This is a genomic window from Bradyrhizobium sp. 191, assembly GCF_023100985.1.
In the GTDB taxonomy this organism is placed as follows: domain Bacteria; phylum Pseudomonadota; class Alphaproteobacteria; order Rhizobiales; family Xanthobacteraceae; genus Bradyrhizobium; species Bradyrhizobium diversitatis.
On record NZ_CP064692.1, the window covers coordinates 1191907 to 1214914 of the forward strand.

A 23008-nucleotide genomic window follows, 5' to 3' on the forward strand; every position below is an offset into this window, starting at 1 on the left:
GGCCTACTCCGCCGGCTCCGGGACCGTATCTCGCGCGATCGTCGACGCCGCCGCCGGCACGAGCAGACCGCAGATCTCATCGAGCAGGCCGGCATCCCTCAGGATCGTGAAATGGTTGTCGCCGACGAAGCCGCGATCAACCGCCTTCGGCAACTGCAATTCCAACCGATCACGCTGTGCCAGACGGGCCGAGGTCCACCAGCAGAGCGGCGTGGCTTCGAGGCCCCGCGGCAGCGCTGCGTTCTGCGCCAGCCTGTTGAGATGCCGACCGACTGCGAACGCAGCGGACAGATCATCCGCGCCGAGCGAGGCGTCGTCCGCTCTCACGCTCCTGCCCTGCTCCACAACAAAAGCAACGAGGTCGCGAATGTGCTCCGGCGTCTCCGGCAGATCAGCACGTTTCGCTGCCTCGACCTGCGCCTTGATGCGAGAGGCCGCAGCGTTCGGAAGAACCGCCGATAGCAATCCGGCGAGATCGTCGGTCCAGTGGGCAATCGCCTCCTGCGCGCTCGATCCGTCCGGCTGTCGCGGCACGAAGCTGTCGACCAGCGCAAGACGATCGACGCGCTCACCGCCGCGTTCGAGCTCGACCGCGACGAGGCCGACCAGCAGTCCTCCCAAGGACCAGCCGACCAGGCTGTAGGGACCGCGCGGCTGCATACGCCGGATCTCAGCCGCGTAGTCCACGGCCATGGCTTCGAGGGAGGCGTCGGTCCACGAGGGATCAACCAGCATTCTCGATTGCAGCCCGATCACCTGCCGGTGCCCTTCCAGGCGGCGCGCCAGCGGCCCATAGTCGAAGACGGTGCCAAAGCCGCCATGCACAGAGAATACCGGGTTCACGCCGCAAACCGCGGCATTCAGCGGCAGCAGCGCCGACGGTGCCGCAGCGACGGCAGAGCCCGTAGAAGCGCTGCCGGCGAGCAACGCACGGATCGTCGGCTTCTGAAGCAGATCGCGCAGCTTGATCTCGATCCCGAACGCCTTGTCCTGGCGGAGCCGCGCCACGACCTTGAGACACAGGATCGAATTGCCGCCGAGTTCGAAGAAATTGTCGGTGACGCCGACCTGCGGCACTTGCAGAATGTCCGACCACAGGTCGGCCATCGCTGTCTCTGCCGGGCCCTGCGGCGCAACGAAGCTGCGTATCGACGCATCGGGAGCCGGCAACGCACGACGGTCGATCTTGCCGCTCGACAATGTCGGCAGCCGCTCCAGCACCATGATGCGAGCCGGCACCATATAGGCCGGCAGGATCCGCCTCAGGAAGTCGGTCAAGAGCTCGACCAGCGCCTCGGCCGCACCTGGCGCGGCGTCGCGTGCCACCTTCGGCGCGACATAGGCGATGAGCTGGTTTCCGGCCGCGTTTGGAACTGCCACCACCGCCGCCTGCGCGATCGCGTCGTAGCGCAGCAGCGAGGTCTGGATCTCTCCGAGCTCGATCCGGAAGCCGTTGACCTTGACCTGATCATCGCTGCGCCCGAGATATTCGACGGTCCCGTCATCGCGCCATCGCGCCAGATCGCCGGTGCGGTACAGCCGGGCGCCCGGCACCGTCGAGAACGGGTCAGGCACGAAGCGCTCCGCGGTCATGCCAGCCCTAGCGTGATAGCCGCGCGCCAGCCCGAAGCCGCCCAAATAGAGTTCGCCGGCAACACCCGCAGGAATGATGTCGAGTGCGCCATCGAGAATGTAAGCGCGGCGGTCACCGACCGGAACGCCGATCGGCGCATAGGGCGTGTCGCATTCACCCGCCCCGTCGACCTTCCAGACCAGCGGCGTGACCACGGTTTCGGTCGGGCCGTAGCCATTGATCAGGATACGGGGCTTGAGAACGCGCCTGACCTTGTCGAACCCAGCCTTCGGCATTGCCTCGCCGCCGAACGAATAGAGCTTGACCGGCGGCGGGTTGCCGTTCCGCTCGACGCATTCCGCGACCTGCTGGAGGTAGGCCGGCGGCAATCCGATATGGCTGACGCAATGGGCATGCAGGTTTTCGACCGTCTGCTCCGGCGTCCACAACTCGGCGTCACGCATCAGCAGCCGCGCGCCGTGCGACAGAACCGTCAGCCAGCGCTCATGAGCGCCATCGAAGGCCAGCGATAGGAAATGCAGCTCGCACGAGCTTTCGTCGATCTCGTAGAGACCGCCCGTGACGTGACAGTGCATCGCCAGCGGCCCATGGGCGACGGCGACACCCTTTGGTGTCCCCGTCGAGCCCGAGGTATAGATCAGATAGGCAAGGTTTTCAGGATAAAGGTCACGTTGCGGCGGATGGTCGGGCCCTGTGCCGAAATCGAACGTGGACAGCGAGATCCGTTCGACGCCATCCTGGCTGTCCTCGATGCTGAGCTGTGCCGTCAACAGGAACGCGATCTCCGCATCACGCATGACGAACGCACGCCGCTCCGATGGCAGCTCGGGATCGATCGGAACGTAAGCTCCGCCGGCCTTGAGGACAGCCAGCAGTGCGATCATCGTGGATTCGGTTCGCTCGACGACCACGCCGATGCGTTGCTCGGGTTTGAGCCCGCGGGCGATCAGATGATGGGCGAGGCGGTTGGCCCTGCGTTCGAGGTCCCCGAACGAGAGCACCGTGCTGCCTATGGTCAACGCCGTCCGCTCCGGATGACGCTGCGCGTGACTGCTGATCGCCTCATGCACCAGCGACAGCGGAGCACTCGCCGCGGCACTCCGATTGCAGCGATCTGCCAGTGCGGAGTCGATCTCCGTGACAGGATCAAGGTTGCCGAGCAGAGCCATTGCGTCCCGAGTCAGAGCCGTTAGCAAATGCTCGAACTGCGCCTTGATCTGCGCCGCCTGTCCGGCCGTGAAATGGCTCGGCATATAGGTGTATTCGACCTGCAGCGTATCTTCGACGAGCACCGACAGATCCATCGGATAGTTCGTCACGTCGACATTCTTCAGACCGCTGAATTGTAGAGCGCCGTCGCTGCGATGCATGCTGCGTTCGATCGGATAGTTCTCGAAGACGATGATGCTGTCGAACATCGTCTGGCCGGCGCGGCCGGCCCAGCCCTGGATGTCGTAGAGCGGCGTGTGCTCGTAGTCCCGGATCGCCGAGTTTCGGTCCTGGAGCGCGCGCAGCCATTCTCCGATGGTGCTGGCGGGCGCAAGCGTTTCGATCACGGGCAGCGTATTGATGAAGAGCCCGAGCATCTGCTGCGATCCGTCGAGACTGGCCGGACGACCGGCCACGGTTACGCCGAACGTCACGGAGTTCTGGCCCGTATAGCGTTGCAGCAGCAGTGCCCACACGCCCTGGACGACGGTGTTCAGCGTGATCCGTTCGCGCCGCGCGAACGCCTTCAGCTCCGCGGTCGCGGCCTCTCCGAGACGCGTGTAACAGCGTTCGTGGCCGGATGCCTGATGGCGGCGCGGGCCGAAGGCGTCGGCGAGCTGCGTCGGCTGGTCGAAGCTCTTGAGCTGCTCGCGCCAGAACGTTTCGGCTGCCTTTGTATCCTGAGCCAGCAGCCAGTCGATGTAGTCGCGGTAGCGCGTCGCATTCGCGGCGGGGGTCCCGCCGTAATAACATTCCAGGACGTCTCCGACGAACCTCGCCGAGCTCCACCCATCCATCAGGATGTGATGATAGGTCCAGATCAACCGATACAGGTCGTCCTGGAGCCGGAGCAGCCGCACCCGCTGGAGCGGCGGCGCCTGGAGATCGAACTCGGCGGCGCGCTCATCGGCAAGGGCAGCCGCAATCCGTTCATCACTGACCGCCTGCCCACGCCAGTCGTCCTGCTCGAACGGAGCGATGGCATCGCGATAGACGACTTGCAGGGGAGAGCCGGAGAGCTCCCGCCACAGGAATCCGGTCCGAAGCATCTGATGGCGCGCGCTGACCTCGCGCCACGCTCTGCCGAGCCGTTCCGGATCGAGGCCTCGGATCTCGACGCTGACCTGGTTGACATAGACGCCGCTGCCGGCGTCGCGCAAGCTGTGAAACAGCATGCCCTGCTGCATCGGCGACAGCGGATAGACGTCCTCGATGCGGTCCCAGTGGAGACCGAGCCGTTCGAGCTGCTCGACCGAGAGCCCCGCAAGCGAGCCGCGCTCCGATGCCGCGGCGCCTTTGCCGGGACCGACATCGCGGCACGACGCAATCAGCGCCTCGATGGTCTGATGCCGGAACACGTCGCGTGGCTCGATCCGCACGCCTTCGCGGCGCGCACGGCTCACCATTTGCAGCGAGATGATGGAATCGCCGCCGAGCTCGAAGAAATTGTCGGTGACACCGATGTCGGGCTGGCGCAGCAGATCGGCCCAGATCGCAGCCAGCGCTGCCTCGGCCGGCGTGCGCGGCGCGACGTGCTCGGCGGAAGATGCGAGCTGATCCGGTGCCGGCAGCGCCTTGCGATCGATCTTGCCGTTCGGCGTCAGCGGCAGGCGCTCCAGCACCACGATCCGCGCCGGGACCATGTAATCCGGCAACACCGAGGACAAGGCCGTCTTGAGAGCGGCTCCGTCCAGTGCGTCGCCACTGACATAGCCAACCAGCTGGCGGCCGGCGCCGGCCTCGCGCGCCACCACCACGGCCGCGCGGACGCCCTGCTGCGCCTGCAGCCGCGCCTCGATCTCGCCAAGCTCGATGCGGAAGCCGCGGATCTTCACCTGGTGGTCGGCGCGACCGACATAGTCGAGTACGCCGTCGGAGCGCCACCGCGCCACGTCGCCGGTCCGGTACAGCCGCGCGCCCGGCGGACCGAACGGGTCGGGGATGAAGCGCTCGGCCGTCAGCGCGCCGCGTCGCCAATAGCCGCGCGCCAGCCCGACGCCACCGATGTAGAGTTCGCCGGCAACGCCGACCGGCGCCAGATTGAGATCACCGTCGAGAATGTGCAGCGTGGTGTTGCCGATCGGGCCGCCCAGCAGCGGACGATCGTCCATCGCATCGAGCCGATGGCGCGCCGACCACACCGTGGTCTCGGTCGGGCCGTACAGGTTCCAGACCTCGCCGGCCTGCTCCACCAGCCGCCGCGCCAGATCCGGCGGCAGCGCCTCGCCGCCGCACAGCACCCGGCAGTTCGCCGGCAGCGCAGGACCGTCATGATCGAGCAGCATCCGCCAGGTCGACGGCGTGGCCTGGATCAGGGACACGCCGTGTCGCTCCACGATCGCCTTGAGCCGCGCAGGATCATGCGCGGCCGCACGATCGGCCAGCACCACGCAGGCGCCGATCGTCAGCGGCAGCCACAGCTCCAGGACCGCGATATCGAAGGACAGTGAGGTCAGTCCCAGTATCCGCTCGCTCGCGGTCATGCCGGGCTGCTCCGCCATGGTCGCCAGAAAGTTCGTCACGGCATCGTGGCGGACCATCACGCCCTTGGGCAGGCCGGTCGAGCCCGAGGTGTAGATCACATAGGCTAGGCTCTCGCCGTGAACGGCGACATCGAGATTGCCGGCATCTCCGGCCCCGCCGTCCTGCCCGTCGAGCAGCCAGGCCTCGGCACCGGTCTCCGCCAGCACGGCGGCGAACTGTTCGTGCAAGTCCGTCTGCGTCAGCACCAGCGCCGCACCGCTGTCGCGCAGCATGTGCGCCAGCCGCTCCGGCGGGTAATCCGGATCGAGCGGCAGATAGGCCCCACCTGCCTTCAACACGGCGAGCAGCGCGACCAGCATCTCGACGCCCCGGTCGAGCGCCAGCCCGACCACCACGTCGGTCCCGACGCCGCGATCGCGCAATCGCCGCGCCAGCCGGTTGGCACGCGCATTCAGCGCGGCGTAACTCAGCTCCGTCTCGCCAAACACCAGCGCGATCGCCTCCGGCAACGTCCGGACCTGTGCCTCGAACTGCGCAATGATCCCCTCGCGCGGTTCATCCCGGCGCGTATCGTTCGCCCGTGCAAGCAGGACGTCATCCGCGGGATCGCGGGCCGCGATCATGCCAACCGATCGATCGGCATCCATGCTCAGCGCCTCGATCAGCCGCACAAAGGTTCGCTGCAGCCGTGCGATTCGGGCCTCGTCGAAATATTTGCGCTGATAATTGAAGACGAGACGCAGGCGCTCATCGACGCCGATGCTGGCGAACAAAGGATAATTGCTGGTCTCGACGATCCGGGTTTCGCCGACCTGGATCTGCCGGTTCTGCCCGATCAGCGCGCGGTCGACCGGGTAATTCTCGAACACCAGGATGCTGTCGAACAGCGGCCGTCCCGGGCGCCCTGCCAGCCGCTGGATCTCATAGAGCGGCGTCGCGCCGAATTCGCGCAAGGCCAGATTGCGATCCTGCAATTCGCGGAGCCATGCGCCGACGGCCTGCTGCGGGCTGACGCCGTCGATGACCGGCAACGTGTTGATGAACAGGCCGACCATTTCTTCAGCGCCGGCAAGCTCAGGCGGCCTGCCCGACACCGTGACACCGAAGCAAACCGTCCTCTGCCCGGTATGCTGTCGCAGCAACTGCGCCCATGCCGCCTGCACCAGCGTATTCATCGTGATCCGCTCGCGCACCGCAAATTCCAGCAACCGTCCAGTCAACGCGGGATCCAGCTCCAGCGCAAGCGAGCCGTGGTCCGGCGACTGCGGTTCTGTGCGTTCGGCTAGGCTTTCACTCAGGAAACTTGGCTCGTCCAGCCCGGCCGTCGCATCGCGCCAGAACCTTGCCGGTGCGTCGCTGTCACGGCCCTTCAGCCACGCGATGTAGTCGCGGTAACGATGCTGCAACGCCGGGAGACGTCCCTCGACGTTATGCTGCATCACCTCGGCGATCAGCCGCGCCGAGCTCCACCCGTCGAGCAGGATGTGATGATGCGTCCAGATCAGCCAATGCCGGTCTTCGCCGAGCCGGATCAGCCGGACGCGCTGCAAGGGCGGTCGCGACAAGTCGAACCCCGCGGCCTGCTCCTGCCGCGAGACGTCGACGAGCGCCGCGTCCAACCGTGTCTGGTCCCACCCTTCAATTCGCTCGCGCCAGTCGTCTTCAACAAAGGGCACATCGGCGCGACGATAAACGACCTGTTGCGGCGCTCCGGACAGGTCACGCCAAACGAATCCGGTCCGCAGCACCGCATGACGATCGCTGGCTGCCTGCCAGGCGCGACGCAGTTTTCCGGTATCCAGGCCGCGGATCTCCGCCGCGACCTGATTGACGTAGAGCCCCCTCTCGCCGTCATGCATCGCATGGAACAACATGCCCTGCTGCATCGGCGACAATGGATAGATGTCCTCGATGTCACGCCAATCGAGCGCGAGTCCGTCGATCTCGGCCTGAGCAAGTCCCGACAATGGCACGTCGGATGGCGTCAGGCCGCAGGCGCCACCGGTACAGTGTTCGACCAGCTCATGCAATGCAGCCTCGTACAACGCGGCCAATCGCTTGACCGTCTCGCGCCGATAGCGCTTGCGGCCGAAGCCGAACGACAGCCGTAGCCGGCCATCGCGGACCGTGCCGTTCACACTCAGCCAGCGTCTCAGCGGGCTCAATGCGTCGCGGGATGGACCAGCACTTTCCGCCGCCATCGCGAACAGCACCGCTTCAGCGTCGCCGCCGTCGATCTGGCCCAAATAGTTGAAGGCAATCTTCGGCTCGGCAACATGCGACAGCGCCGTGCGTTGCTCCTCCGAGCCGAGATAGCGCAACACGCCGTAGCCGAGCCCGCGGCCGGGAATGCCACGAAGCTCCTCCTTCACCGACTTGATCAACAGCGAGGACTCTTGCGAACCACCGGCCAATCGCACCGGAAAAGCTGTCGTGAACCAGCCGACCGTGCGCGAGAGGTCGAGATCGCCGGACAGGTGCTCGCGGCCATGACCTTCCAGCTCGACGAGGACGTCGTCCTGTCCGCACCACCGCCAAACGGCGCGTGCAAGGCCAGCGAGAAGGAGATCATTGACCTGCGTGCGATAAGCCGGCGGAGCTTCCGCGAGCAGCCGCCGCGTCCATTCGCTTTCGAACGTCAGCAGGACCTCATCGGCATCTGCAATGCGGTCGACGCCGTCATGATCGTCGTCGCAAGGAATGTCCGCACCCGCATCGCGGCCGGTCCAATAGGATAGTTCGCTCGCCAATTGAGGCGATGCTGCGTAGGCTCGCAAGCGCTGTCCCCACAGCGCGTAAGCGTGGGTCTTAGGCGGAAGCGCGAACGTGGCATCACCTTGCGCAAGCTGGGTGTACGCAGAGGCGATGTCCTCCAGCAGAATTCGCCATGATACGCCGTCGACCAGCAGATGGTGGATCACGATCAGAAAACGCTGGCTGCCATCGGCGACATAGATGCCGACCGCTCGCAACAGCACTCCGCTGGAGATCGACAGGCTTGCCTGCGCCGACGATGCCAGCGCAGTCACAGCATCGCGGTCGGCCGCGTGCCGGACCCAGAGCAGTCCGTCCGCGGCTTGGGGAACACCGTGCTCGGCACGCCAGCCTTCTTGTCTCTCTTCGAAGCGGAGGCGCAGCGCGTCGTGATGATCGACCACGGCGCTGAGTGCACGCCGCATTACGTCCCAGTCGAGACGGTCTCTCGGCCGCAGCAGCACCGCCTGGTTCCAATGATCCCGATTTTCCATGTCCTCCGCAAAGAAGCGGGACTGAATCGGCAAGAGCGGATGCGGGCCGGTGACCGGCCCTTGATCGGCGAGCGTCTCCGCTGGCTGCTCGATCCGCGCCGCGAGCGCGAGCGCCTCCAGCGTCTGATGCCGAAACACGTCGCGTGGTTCGATCAGGTAGCCGGCGCGCCGGGCGCGGCTCACCATCTGGAGCGAGATAATGGAATCGCCGCCGAGCTCGAAGAAATTGTCGCGGAGGCTGACGGCTGGCTGGCCGAGCAGCTCGGCCCAGATCGCCGCAAAGGCGATCTCGGCCGGCGTGCGTGGCGCCTGGTGCTCCGCATTCCCATGAACCATGTCGAGCGCCGGCAGCGCATGGCGATCCACCTTGCCGCTCGGCATCAAGGGCAGCCGCTCCAGCACCGCAATTCTCGGCGGCACCATGTAATCAGGCAGGACGGCCGACAGCGCCGTCCGCAGCCCGGCCTCTTCCAGTTCACCCGTGCCGGCGACGTAGCCGACCAGTTGGCGGCCGGCGCCGATCTCTCGCGCCACCACAATCGCGGAGCGGACGCCGGGCTGTTCGAGCAGCCGCGCCTCGATCTCACCGAGCTCGATGCGGAAGCCACGTATCTTGATCTGGTGATCCGCACGCCCGACATAGTCGATCGCACCATCGGCCCGCCAGCGCGCCAGATCGCCCGACCGATAGAGCCGCTCGCCCGCTTCGCCGAAGGGATCGGGAATGAACCGCTCCGCCGTCAGGCTTGCGCGCCGCCAATAGCCCCGCGCCAAACCCGCCCCGCCTATGAACAGCTCGCCGGTCACGCCCGCCGGCACCAGGTTCAGATCAGTGTCGAGGATACGGATCGTCACGCCGGGAATGGGCCGTCCGATCGGCACGCGCGCCGCGCCCTCATCACGACAGGTCCAGTAGGTCGCGTTGATCGAGGCTTCAGTCGGACCGTAGCGATTGTCGAACCGGACGCCGGGGAACGTCGCGAGCACGCGCGTCATCAGGTCGAGCGACAGCGCTTCGCCGCCCGCGAACAGGCGCTTGAGCGAGGTGCAGCGCGCTGCGTCGGGCTCGGCCACGAAATGCTCGAGCATCTGAGGCACGAAATGCAGCGTCGTCACGTCATGGGCGATGACGGCCTCCACGAGGCGCCGCGGCTCGCGATGCGCCCCCGGAGCCGCGATCGCAAGCCGCGCGCCGGCCGCAAGCGGCCACAGGATTTCCCAGACCGAGACATCGAAGCTGAATGGCGTCTTGTGCAGGAAGGTCTCGCCGGCATCGACGCGATACTCCGCCTGCATCCAGCCAAGCCGCGCTGCAAGCGCGCGATGAGAACAGGCCACGCCCTTCGGCACGCCGGTCGATCCCGACGTGTACATCAGATAGGCCAGACTGTCCGGATGGAGTGCTGCATCGGGATTGCCAGCGCAGTCGTCGATGCGAGCTTCGTCCTCTCCAACGATGGTCCAGGATTCGGCATTCGCATCCGCGATCACAGGCGCCAGATGCGTCAAGAGCCGCTCCTGGGTCAGCACCAACGTTGTTCCGCTGTCACGCAGCATGTGAAGAAGGCGATCGGATGGATAGTCTGGATCGAGCGGCAGATAGGCGCCGCCGGCCTTCAGAACGGCCAGGACGCCGACGACCAGCTCGATGCTTCGCTCGAGCGCCAAGCCGACGGGCCGGTCGCGGCCGATCCCATGATCTCGCAGCCGCCACGCCAGGCGATTGGCGCGCGCATTCAGCGCGCCATAACTGATCTCGCGGTCGCCGAAAACCAACGCGACCGACGACGGCGAGGCCTCGGCCCGTGCTTCAATCTGCGCGACGATACTCTCACCAGGCTTCGGAGCCCGCTCAACGCAGCCGCTCCAACCGAGCACCTTCTGGGTCTCGTTGGCATCGAGGCTCTCGAGCACGCCAAGCGGACGAGACCCGTCCTCCACGATCCTGACCAGCAGCTGCGACAGCGAGGCTTGCAGATGCCTTATCTGATCGTCGTCAAAGCGGCTGCGGTCGTAGCGAAAGCCCAGATTGATGCCGTCGGACTTGGCGAACACCGCCACCGTCAACGCATAATTGGTGATCGAGACCTGCTCGACCCGGCTGAACCGGCTGCCGCTCTCGCTCTCGTCTCGCAGCACCTGATCGATCGGGTAGTTCTCGAACACGAGGATATTGTCGAACAGCGCTCGCCCGGAGCGCCCGGCAAGACGTTGAATTTCATAAAGCGGCATCCAGCCGTAATCGCGCAGATCCATGTTGCGCGCCTGGAGCTCGCGTAGCCACGCCCCCACCTCCTCTTGCGGGTTGGCCTGATCGACGATGGGCAGCGTGTTGATGAACAGGCCGACCATGTCCTCGACGCCACTGATCTCGGCGGGTCGGCCGGAGACCGTCGCGCCGAAACAGACCGCGCGCTGGCCGGTGTGACGACGCAGCAGCTGCGCCCACGCGCCTTGCACCAACGTGTTCAGCGTGACGCGCTCGCGCCTCGCGAACGCTTGCAAGCTTGCCGTCAGCTCCGTCGTGAGAAGTAGATCCAGCGAGCCATGGCCGGAAGCGCCCTTGATTGCAGGTCCTCCCAGCGTGGCCGCGAGGACACTGGGCTCATCCAATTCTGCCAGCGCGGTGCGCCAGAACGATGACGACGACTCGCGGTCCTGCTTCTGCAGCCACTGGATATAGTCGCGGTAGCGGCCCCGCACAGCAGGCAGCCGCTCGCCGCGCTCGTGCTGCAAGATCTCGGCCATCAGACGCGCCGCGCTCCAGCCGTCGAGCAGGATATGGTGATGTGTCCAGATCAGCCAGTGGCGTGTCTCGTCAAGCCTGATCAGCCGCACCCGCTGCAGCGGCGCCTGCGACAAGTCGAATGCTCTGGCGCGCTCTGCCTGCGCGGCGCGCGCCAACGCGGCCCGGAGCTCTTCATCGTCCAGGGCGGCCGCCTGCGTGCGCCAGTCCTCCTCCTCGAACGGCAAATCCGCAGAGCGATAGACCACCTGCTGTGCCGCCCCCGACAGCTCACGCCACGCAAATCCAGTTCGCAACACCGCATGCCGTAAGCTGACCTCGTGCCAGGCTGCGCGCAGCCTGCTGGAATCGAGGCCCCGGATCTCCAGGCCGATCTGGTTGACGTAATTGCCACTTTCGCCGTCACGCAGGGCGTGGAACAGCATGCCCTGCTGCATCGGCGACAGCGGATAGATGTCCTCGACCTCTCGACAGTCGATCGTTGCGACCAGCACGTCGAGATCAGCCTGGCTCAAGTCCGACAACGGGAAGTCCGACGGCGTCACGCCGCGCGCGCCACCCGTGCAATGCGCGACGAGTTCGCGTAAGGCCGCAGCATAATGCTCTGCGAGACGTTCGATCGTCGGCCTCCGATAGCGCCTGCGGCCATAGCTGAACGACAGGCGCAATTGTCCTTCACCGACCTGGCCGTTGATGCTGACCCAGCGGCCAAGCGGTGCGCTATCGCTGCGCATCGGCCCGGAGCTCTCGGGCGCAAGGCGGAATGGCGCGTTCTCTCCCATGCTCGAATCGAACTGGCCGAGATAGTTGAAGACGATGCGCGGCTCAGGCAATGCCTCAAGCGCGCTGCGCTGCGCCTTCGTGCCGAGATGGCGCAGGACGCCATAGCCCAGCCCGCGGTTGGGAACGGCGCGAAGCTCCTCCTTGACCGACTTTATCAGCGCAGCGTCGTCACCCGATCCGGTCCGCAAGCGCACCGGAAACGCTGTGGTGAACCAGCCAATGGTGCGGGACACGTCCATGCCTGCGAAGATGTCCTCCCGGCCGTGCCCTTCGAGCTCGACGACAACATCATCAATCGCGCCCCAGCGCGAGACTGCCCGCGCAAGCGCCGCCAGCAGGAGATCATTGACCTGGGTGCGATAGGCGGATGGCGCCTCCTTCAGGAGCCGCGTCGTCAGTTCTGCGTCGAACGTCAGCAGGACTTCCTCACCGTCCGCAACCCGGTCGACACCGCCATGATCATCGTCGCAGGGAACCGCGGCATGCGCTCCTCGATCAAGCCAATAGCCGAACTCGGCGACCAGCTCGTCGATCGTGGCATAGGCGTGCAACCGCGCACCCCAAGATGCATAAAGCTCGCTCCTCGCCAGCGCGACCGAGGCCACGCCTTGCCGAAGCTGATCGTACGCAGCCGCAAAATCCTCGAGCAGCACGCGCCATGACACGCCATCGATGACGAGGTGATGCACCACCACCAGAAGTCGCTGGCTGCCGTCCGCGAGGTCCATACCGACCACGCGCAACAACGGTCCGGCCAGCGAGAGGCTGGCCTGGGCTTCAGAGGCGACTTTTGTGACTGCGGCAGCGTCGCGGATGTCGTTGCGAATCCACAGCAGCTCCGACATTGGCGGCGTTGCGCCATAGATCGCACGCCAGGTGCCACCCATGTTCTCGAAGCGTAGGCGCAAGGCCGCGTGATGAGCGACGAGAGCGCCGACCGTGCGCTCGACAAATAGCCAATCGAGCCGCGACTTCGGTCTCAACAGGACAGCCTGGTTCCAGTGGTGGCGGTCCCCTGCATCCTCGCCGAAGAACCGCAGCTGGATCGGTAGCAGCGGATGCTCGCGGCCCTCGATATCGCCTTCGACGACGACATCTTCCGCCTTGCTTTCACGCCGCGCGACGCGCGCCAGATCCTGCAAGGTCTGGTGTCGGAAGACATCACGCGGCTCGATCAGCAGCCCCGCCTGGCGGGCGCGGCCGACCAGTTGCAACGAGATGATGGAATCGCCGCCGAGCTCGAAGAAATTGTCTTCGACACCGATGAGGGGCTGGCCGAGCAGCTCAGCCCAGATCGCAGCGAGCACCGTCTCGGCCGTCGAGCGCGGCGCCGCGTATGCGGCGGTCGCCGGGAGCATCTCTGGCGCCGGCAGAGCGTCGCGATCGACCTTGCCGTGGGCGGTGAGCGGCAGCCGTTCGAGCCGCATAATGCGGGAAGGCACCATGTAGTCAGGCAGCTCGTCCGCAAGTGCCGCGCGCATCGCCGCCTCGTCGAACGGTCCATCGCCCGCGACATAGCCGACCAACTGACGGCTGACGCCGGCTTCGCGGGCAACGACGACAGCCGACTGCACCCCGGCTTGCCGCATCAGCCATGCTTCGATCTCGCCGAGCTCGATCCTGAAGCCGCGGATCTTCACCTGGTGGTCGGAACGGCCGACATATTCGATCACACCGTCGGCGCGCCACCGCGCCAAATCTCCGGTGCGATAAAGCCGTGCGCCCGGCGTACCGAACGGATCTGGGACGAAGCGTTCAGCCGTCAGCTCGGCACGCCGCCAGTAGCCGCGCGCCAGTCCCTCGCCGCCGATGAACAGCTCGCCGATCACGCCGACCGGCACGATATTGAGATCATTGTCCAGAATATAGGCTGAGCGGCGCCCCACCGGACGACCGATCGGCGCGTAATTGCCGTCAATCTCCTCGCTGGCATCGACTTTCCAGACCAGCGGCGTCACCACGGTTTCGGTTGGGCCATAACCGTTGATTAACGTGCGCGGCTTGAGCGCGTGCTTGACCTTATCGAATCCGGCCTTGGGCATCGCCTCGCCGCCGAACGAGTAGAGTTCCACCGGTGGTGGATCGCCACGCCACATCGCGAATTCGGCGAGCTGTTGTAGATAGGCGGGCGGGAAACCGGCATTGGTGACACGTTGCCGGTGCAGGACATCGAGGGTTTGCTCGGCCGACCACAAATCTGCGTCGCGCATCACCAGTGCGGCGCCGCAGGTCAGTGCGGTCCAAAGCCGCTCATGTGCTCCATCGAAGGTGAAGGACAGGAAGTGCAGCTCGCGCGAGTGCCGGTCCATGTCGTAGAGCCGGGCCGTCACCTCACAATGCATCGCGAACGGGCCGTGCTCGACCGCGACGCCTTTCGGGATACCGGTGGAGCCCGAGGTGTAGATCACATAGGCAAGGCTGGTCGCAGCCAGCGCAATCTCCGGATCGCTTTCGCTTTCCCCCGCGAGGTCGATCCCACCGAGGTGAACGACCTCGATGCCGGGCGGCGACGGCGTGAGCGCCGAACCATCCGCGTCGATCAGCACGATACGCGCGCCGGCATCGCGCATGGTGCCGACCTGCCGCCTCGCTGGATGCTCGGGATCGAGCGGCAGATAGGCGGCCCCCGTCTTCAAGATTGCGAGCAGGGCCACGACGAGATGTGGTGAGCGTCGCGCCGAGATGCCGACGAGGTCGGAGCGCCCGACGCCCAGGCGCATCAGGTGGTGCGCGAGGCGATTAGCACGCCGGTTGAGCTCGGCATAGGTGATTTCATCCTCGCCGAAGACCAGCGCTGGCGCATCGGGCGTCTCGGTCGCCAGCCGTGCGACAATCCGGTGAACCGGCATGAACGGCGTACCGGTCGTTCCATCAACCCCATCGTTCCACTGGCGCAGCCTCTCCATTTCCTGTTCGGAAAGCAGCGCCACTTCGGCGATCGATTGCATGTCGTCGGCAGCCATCGCCTTCAGTATCGTGGTCCAATGCGTGGCAAGGCGCTCGATCGTGGAGGTCTCGAACAGTGCCTTCGCGTAGGTGAAGATCGCGCGGATTTCGCCCGACGGCCCCTCTTCGGTATCGAGCGCGAGATCGAACTTGACCGTGTCAACGTCGGCGTCGATCTTTTCGATCTGAAGGCCGGTCCGATCCGGTGGATTGCCCGACGCCCGACGGTGCTGGTGATTGTAGAGGACCTGAAAGAGCGGATTCTGGCTCAGGCTGCGCGTTGGCTGGAGGATCTCGAGCAGCCGCTCGAACGGAAGGTCCTGGTTCTCCTGTGCCTCTACCGTGGCCGAGTGGACCGCCCCGATGAAGTCGGCAATCGCCGCGCGGCCGTCGATCTGCGTACGAATCACCAGGGTGTTGACGAACAAGCCGATCACGCCGCGCGTTTCGTCGCGGTGCCTGTTGGCGACGGGTACACCGATGTTGATATCGGACTGGCCGGTGTAGCGATAGAACAGCAGCTTGAAGCTCGCCAGCATGACAACAAACAGTGTCGTACGGCGTCGCCACGCCAGAGCGCGCAAGCCATCGGCCAATACCGGATCGAGCGGAATGTGCCGTGCTGCTCCCGCAAGATCGGGGACCGCCGGTCGCGCCCGGTCGATCGGCAGCTGGAGCACGGCCGAATCGGCAAGACGCCTGGTCCAGTAATCGGCCTGCCGCGTGCCGTCGACCGCACTCATCCAGAGCCGCTGCCATTCGGCATAGTCGGCACAATCGATCTCCGGCTCCGGTAGAGCGGGCGTTTCACCGTGTGCGAATGCCGCGTACAGCTTCCAGAATTCGTCGACCAGCACGCCCATCGACCAGCCGTCGGTGACGATATGGTGCAGACTGACGACGAGGAAATGGTCGCTCTCGTCCAACGTCAGCAATGCCGCACGCATAAGCGGGCCGGCTTCGAGATCGAACGGCAGCGAAGCTTCTCGCCGCGCCAGCGAACGCGCCTGCCCCTCGCGGTCATCGCCGTCGAGCGACACCTGCCGCATTACGACGGGCCGCGGGTCGCATATGCATTGCTCGGCGATCTCGCCTTCCTGCCGAAACACCGTGCGAAGTGCGGTGTGGCGGGCGACGAGCGCATCGAACGCCTGCTGCAGCACGCCTGGTTGCAGCTTGCCGCGCACGCGCACCGTCGCCGAGATGTTGTAAGCGGCGCTGCCCGGATCCATCCGCCACAGGAACCAGAGACGCGATTGCGCAAAGGACAATGGAGCCCGCTTGCGTTCCTGGCGCACGATCGGCAGCATGGCGAGGTTGACGCCCTTCGCCGCAAGCTGAGAGAGGAACGCGTGCTGCTTGCCGGCATCGAGGCGCATCAGGCGCTGTGAAATGTCGCGCAGCTGCTGCTTTTGCGTGGTTGCCGTGTCACTCATCGGACAGTTCGACTTCCTTCAACATGTCGAGCATCGCGGCGATGTCGTCGCCCCGCTTGGCGGTTTCGTCCTCCAGGCCCAACGCAGCCGCCATGGCTTCAACAGTCGTCATTTCGAACAGACGGTTGAGCGGCAGGTCGTAGCCGAGATCACGCTTGATGCGGCTGACGAGCTGAACGGCGATCAGGGAATCCCCTCCGAGCTCGAAGAAATTGTCGGTGACACCGATGTTGGGCTGGCGCAGCAGATCGGCCCAGATCGCAGCCAGCGCTGCCTCGGCCGGCGTGCGCGGCGCGACGTGCTCGGCGGAAGATGCGAGCTGATCCGGTGCCGGCAGCGCCTTGCGATCGATCTTGCCGTTCGGCGTAAGCGGCAGGCGCTCCAGCACCACGATCCGCGCCGGAACCATGTAGTCCGGCAACACCGAGGACAAGGCCGTCTTGAGGGCGGCTCCGTCCAGTGCCTCGCCGCTGACATAGCCGACCAGCTGGCGGCCGGCGCCGGCCTCGCGCGCCACCACCACGGCCGCGCGCACGCCCTGCTGTGCCTGTAGCCGCGCCTCGATCTCGCCGAGTTCGATGCGGAAGCCGCGGATCTTCACCTGGTGGTCGGCACGGCCGACATAGTCGAGCACGCCGTCGGACCGCCACCGCGCCACGTCGCCGGTGCGATACAGCCGTGCGCCGGGTGGGCCGAACGGGTCGGGGGTGAAGCGCTCCGCCGTCAGGCCGCCGCGCCGCCAATAGCCGCGGGCCAGCCCGGCGCCCCCGATGTAGAGCTCGCCGGCAACGCCGACCGGCGCCAGGTTGAGATCACCGTCGAGAATGTGCAGCGTGGTGTTGCCGATCGGGCCGCCCAGCAGCGGACGATCGTCCGCCGCATCGAGCCGATGGCGCGCCGACCACACCGTGGTCTCGGTCGGGCCGTACAGGTTCCAGACCTCGCCGGCCTGGGCCACCAGCCGCCGCGCCAGATCCGGCGGCAGCGCCTCGCCGCCGCACAGCACCCGGCAGTTCGCCGGCAGCGCAGGACCGTCATGATCGAGCAGCATCCGCCAGGTCGACGGCGTGGCCTGGATCAGGGACACGCCGTGTCGCTCCACGATCGCCTTGAGCCGCGCAGGATCATGCGCCGCCGCACGATCGGCCAGCACCACGCAGGCGCCGATCGTCAGCGGCAGCCACAGCTCCAGGACCGCGATGTCGAAGGACAGTGAGGTCAGTCCCAATACCCGGTCGCTCGCCGTCATGCCGGGCTGCTCCGCCATGGTCGCCAGAAAGTTCGTCACGGCGTCGTGGCGGACCATCACCCCCTTGGGCAGGCCGGTCGAGCCCGAGGTGTAGATCACATAGGCAAGGCTCTCGCCGTGAACTACGACATCGAGATTGCCGGCATCTCCGGCCCCGCCGTCCTGCCCGTCGAGCAGCCAGGCCTCGGCACCGGTCTCCGCCAGCACGGCGGCGAACTGATCGTGCAAGTCCGTCTGCGTCAGCACCAGCGCCGCGCCGCTGTCGCGCAGCATGTGCGCCAACCGCTCCGACGGATAGTCCGGATCGAGCGGCAGATAGGCCCCACCGGCCTTCAACACGGCGAGCAGCGCGACCAGCATCTCGACGCCCCGGTCGAGCGCCAGCCCGACCACCACGTCGGTCCCGACGCCGCGATCGCGCAATCGCCGCGCCAGCCGGTTGGCACGCGCATTCAGCGCGGCGTAACTCAGCTCCGTCTCGCCGAACACCAGCGCGATCGCTTCCGGCAACGTCCGGACCTGCGCCTCGAATTGTGCGACGAACGACTGGTCTAGCGGATAATGCGCTCGACTCCGATTCCACGCCTCCAGCAAGAGCCGACGCTCCTCTGCAGGCAGAATGTCGAGCTCTCGGACCGGCGCGCGCGGCGAGCGTTCCAGTGCCTCGGCCAATCGATCGAGCGCCTGCTGCATCAAGGCGCAGATGCGGTCAGGCGAGAGCGGACGGACGATCTGAGCCGTCAGCCCGAGCGCCTGACCATAGTCCTCGACAGCCAGCATCAAGGGATAATTCGTGCGCTCCTCGCCACCAAGCCATTCGATTCCGGCGCCGTCCCTATCGCCGGCCAAATCGGCCGGCATTGCGTTGTGTCGATAGTTCAGGATCGAGCTGAACAGGGGCGCTGGCGCCGCGACTCCGCTACATCTTTGCGCGAGCGCCAGCGAGGCGTGCTCGTGCCCCATCAGCTCGGTCAGCCGATCATGTGCATCACGAACACTATCCTCGACCGCCCTATCATCGAGATCGAGCCGCAGCGGCAATGTGTTGATGAAAAGGCCCATGGTGCGATCGCCGCCGGCGCCGGCCTGCATGCGACCGAACAGGACCGTCCCGAACACGACGCGCTCGCGCCCGGTGGTTCGTGCCACCACCTGCCCCCAGGCGAGATGACAAAGGCTGGCCAGGCTGACACCCAGCCGCCGCGCCTGAGCACGAAGCCTTGCGCTCAGCTGTTCGGGCAGCATCCGCCGGGCTTCCGCAACGCCACCGCCGTCCTCGTGCACCTGCTCAAGTCCAAATGGCGCGGTCGGCTCATCGATGTCGGCGAGCATGCCGCGGAAGAAACGCCCGTGCTCCGCGGTCGCCACCGAGCCGCGTGACTGCGCCGCCAGATTGCGGAACGGATATGGCCGCGGCAACTCGTGACTCCGTCCCGACAAGATCTTCCCGACCTCGTCGTGCATCACCTCCAGCGTGGAGTGGTCGCCGATCAAGTGGTGCAGCAGCACCAAGAGCAGCCAGCGCCCGCCCTCGGGATCGGCGGCAATTGCAAATCGCAGCAGCGGTGGCTGACCGAGATCGATCCGATGGAGACGCGGGTCGAATCGTCGCACGAGCTGCTCAACCGCGGGACCTTCGCCATCCAGCACGACCTCGCTGACAACCAGCGGAGCCTGCCGCCAAACCACCTGTGCCGGCGTGGACAAGCCGTTCCACACGATGGACGTTCGCAGAATGTCGTGGCGGTCGACTACCTTGCGGACAGCGTCGAGATAACGATCGAGCAGGTCGCGGCTTGCAAATGCCATCCGGCCGACTAGCAGATATGGATCGCCCTCTTTCGACAGCAGATGGTGAAAGAGGATACCATCCTGAAGCGGCGACAGGCCGTAGATGTCCTGGATGTTGGCAACGCCGCCGGGAACGCCGGCCACGATGCTGTCGATGTCGGATTGCGTCAACGCGATCAGCGGCAACAATTCGGGCGTGATCGCCTTCGTCTGCCGGGTAATCCGGTTGACGGGAACGTCGACGGCTCCGTCGCCCCCGAGACCGGCAGCAAAGTCTGCCAGCATCGGCTTTGCGAACAGCGCGCGCGCGTCCGCTCTCAGCCCGTGCCGCAGCAACCGCTCCAGCATGCGGACGGCGAGCAGCGAGTGGCCGCCGAGTTCGAAGAAGTGGTCGCCGCGTCCCACGCGATCGACGCCCAGGAGCTCGGCCCAAATATTCGCGACGATCTGCTCAACATCGCCCCGCGGCGGTTCGAAACGGCGCCGCGCAAACGCATCGTCCTCCGGCGCGGGCAGCGCCTTGCGGTCGACCTTGCCATTTGGCGTGAGCGGCAGTGCATCGAGGCGCACGAAGGCTGACGGCAACATGTAATCCGGCAAGCACGTACGCAGGTGATCGCGCATCGCGCCGGCAAATTCACCGGCGTCGAGCCCCGCGCGGTTACCGCGACGCGCGGCCACATAGGCAATCAGCCGCATGTCGCCGCCACGATCACGCTGAGGCAGCACGACGGAATCGGCCACGTCGGCGTGCTCGTTGAGCCGAAACTCGATCTCGCCGAGCTCGACGCGAAAGCCGCGGATCTTGACCTGCTGATCATTGCGACCAACAAACGCGACATTGCCGTCCGGCAGATAACGCCCGAGATCACCGGTGCGATACATGCGCGCATCCGGATCGCCGTGGAAGGGATCGCGCAAGAAGCGTTCGGCCGTCAGGTCAGCGCGATTGAGATAGCCGCGCGCAACACCGATTCCACCAATGTAAATTTCACCCACCGCGCCGAGTGGAACGGGCGCCCCAAACCGGTCCAGAAGATAGATCCGCGCATTCGGCAGCGGACGACCGATCGGGGCTGCATCACCATCAAAACTCGGTGGCCGCAACCAGCTCGTGGCGCAGACCGTTGCTTCCGTCGGCCCGTAACCATTGAAGACGGCGATGCCAGGAGGTAATCCCTTGATCAGCTCGGTCTTGGGCAATTCACCGGCAAGAACAAGAACCCGCAGCGAGGCCAAGCGGTCGAGATCGGTGCGCCCGTGCAGCATCGCCGGCGGCAGGGTCGCATGCGTGATCGCGTTGTCCGTGAGATAGCCGAACAATTCCGAGGTGTCCTGATGCTCGAGCGGGCCAGCCAGAAACAACGAGGCGCCCGAGCACAGCGCCATGACGATTTCCCAGATGCTAGCATCGAAGCTGAACGAGGCAAACTGCACGATGCGGCTGCGCGTACTGACCTCGAACAGTGCCCGTTGCGCCAACGCCAGATTCACCAGGCCGCGATGCTCGACCATCACCCCTTTCGGCCGGCCAGTCGAGCCGGAGGTGTAGATGATGTAGGCGACGCTACGCGACGTCAGTCCTTCGACAAGGCCACCCGGATCGCATGGCGCCTGCGTTGTGACGGCGGAGGCATTCGCCTCGGGATCGACGATCTCAAAGGCCCCATCCGGGAATATCGCCCTTCCCTCCTCGTCGGCTATCAGCACGCGCGGCTCGGCATCGTCGACGATCTCACGCAGCCGCTCTGCTGGATAGGCGGGATCGAGCGGCAGATAGGCCCCGCCCGCCTTCAGCACGGCCAACAGGCTCACGACCATGGCGATGCCGCGCGGCAGGCAGATTGCGACTGGCTGATCCGGCACCACGCCTAAGGCCATCAGGTGCCGCGCAAGCTGGCCCGCTTTGGCATCGAGCTCACCATAGCTCAAGCGGACGTCATCATACACCAGGGCGACGGCCTCCGGCGTCCTTCTCACTTGCTCCGCAAACAATTCATGAATGCAGCTTTCCGAGGGAAATGGCGCGGTGGTCTCATTCCATATGTCGAGAACGCGTCCACGCTCCGCGGCACCAATGATATCGATGCGATCGACCGCTTGGTCCGCATCCGCAACCATCGCACGCAGGAAGGACAGCAAATAGTCTCGGTGGCGCCTGATCGTCGCTTCGTCGAACAACGCAGTCGCATAGTTCAGGGAACCGACGATACGTCCGCCCAACTCGCCCAGATCAAGCTCCAGATCGAACCTGACCTGTTGGAGCGGGATATCGGCGGTCTCGGCCTTGAGCCCCGACAGCTCGAGAGTCCCCATCTCGTTGCTCTGCCAGGCGAACGCGACCTGAAAGACCGGCGTATGCTCCCGTCCCCGCAGCGGCTGGGTGATTTCGACGACCTGCTCGAATGGCAGATCCTGATGATCCTGCGCAGCAAGCGCGGCAGTACGCACGCGACGGAGCAGTTCGGCGACGCTGGGCTCGGCCGAAAGATCGATGCGGACAGCCAGCATGTTGACGAAAAATCCGATCAGGCCCTCGATCTCGGGCCTGTTTCGATTGGCCGTCGGCGTTCCGATGACGATATCCGTCTGCCCGGAAAGCCTCGACAGCACAACCGCCCAAGCCGCCAGCACGATCATGAACGGGCTGGCGCGATGGGACTGGCTCCGTCGCCGGATGCCGGATGCGAGCTCCGCATCGATCTCGATCGGCAAGGACGCCCCGGTAAGGGTCCTGACCGGCGGACGCGGGCGATCCGTCGGCAATTCGAGCACGGCAGGAGCATCCGCGAGCGCCTGACGCCAATAATCTACCTGCCGCTGCGATCGCTCGCCCGTCAGCCATTGTCGCTGCCAAGCAGCATAGTCCGGATACTGGATCGCCAATGGCGGCAAGGGATCGTCTTTTCCGGCGACGAAAGCCCGATAGAGGGCACCCAGCTCACGCACGAGCACGCCGATCGACCAGCCGTCGGAGACGATGTGATGCTGGGTGAGCAGGAAGAGATATTCCCTCTCCGCCGTTCGGATCAACCGACCGCGGATCAATGGTCCTTTGGCGAGATCGAACGGCGTCGCAGCCTCCTCGCGACAGAGGCGCGCGAGCTCCTGCTCGCAATCGTCCCGGCCGCGCAGATCCTGTTCAAGCAGCGGGACACGTTCATCGGCGGGCAGCAGCACCACGCGCGGCTGTTCGTCGATCACGCGAAAGACGCTACGCAGTGCCTCATGCCGCGCGAACAACCGGTCGATGCTCCGACGCAACGCATCGACATCGAGCTCGCCGGAGAGCCGCAATGCTCCTCGAATGTGATAGCTGGAATTGGTACCGTCGAGTTGTGCCAGCAGCCAAAGCCGTTGCTGCGCAAAGGACATCTCCAGTGAGCCGCCACGCGCCACCACGGGAATCGCGTTTGCGCCGCCCCTGTCGGCATTTCGGCCGCGTTCCCGGGCCAGCGAGACCAGCCTCCTCATCTGAGCCGGATCCATCTCTCGCAAGCTCGGCTTTGCCGTGTCGGTCAT

General features: G+C 65.6%; 2 protein-coding genes. Both read right to left on the reverse strand.

Annotated features, from left to right (window positions below):
* Positions 1-3 precede the first annotated feature (3 nt).
* On the reverse strand, positions 4-16446 hold the full coding sequence (locus IVB23_RS05735) for a non-ribosomal peptide synthase/polyketide synthase (protein WP_247802896.1): 16443 nt from the start codon (positions 16444-16446) through the stop codon (positions 4-6).
* A complete protein-coding gene (locus tag IVB23_RS05740) occupies positions 16439-23008 on the reverse strand; it encodes a non-ribosomal peptide synthetase (protein WP_247802898.1) in 6570 nt (2189 codons plus the stop codon). The genes IVB23_RS05735 and IVB23_RS05740 overlap by 8 nt, the downstream gene beginning before the upstream one ends.

Bases quoted from the DNA above. Each gene is read 5' to 3' on its own strand.
- IVB23_RS05735 (WP_247802896.1), bottom strand. From the start codon at position 16,446: ATGAGTGACACGGCAACCACGCAAAAGCAGCAGCTGCGCGACATTTCA.
- IVB23_RS05740 (WP_247802898.1), bottom strand. From the start codon at position 23,008: ATGACCGACACGGCAAAGCCGAGCTTGCGAGAGATGGATCCGGCTCAG.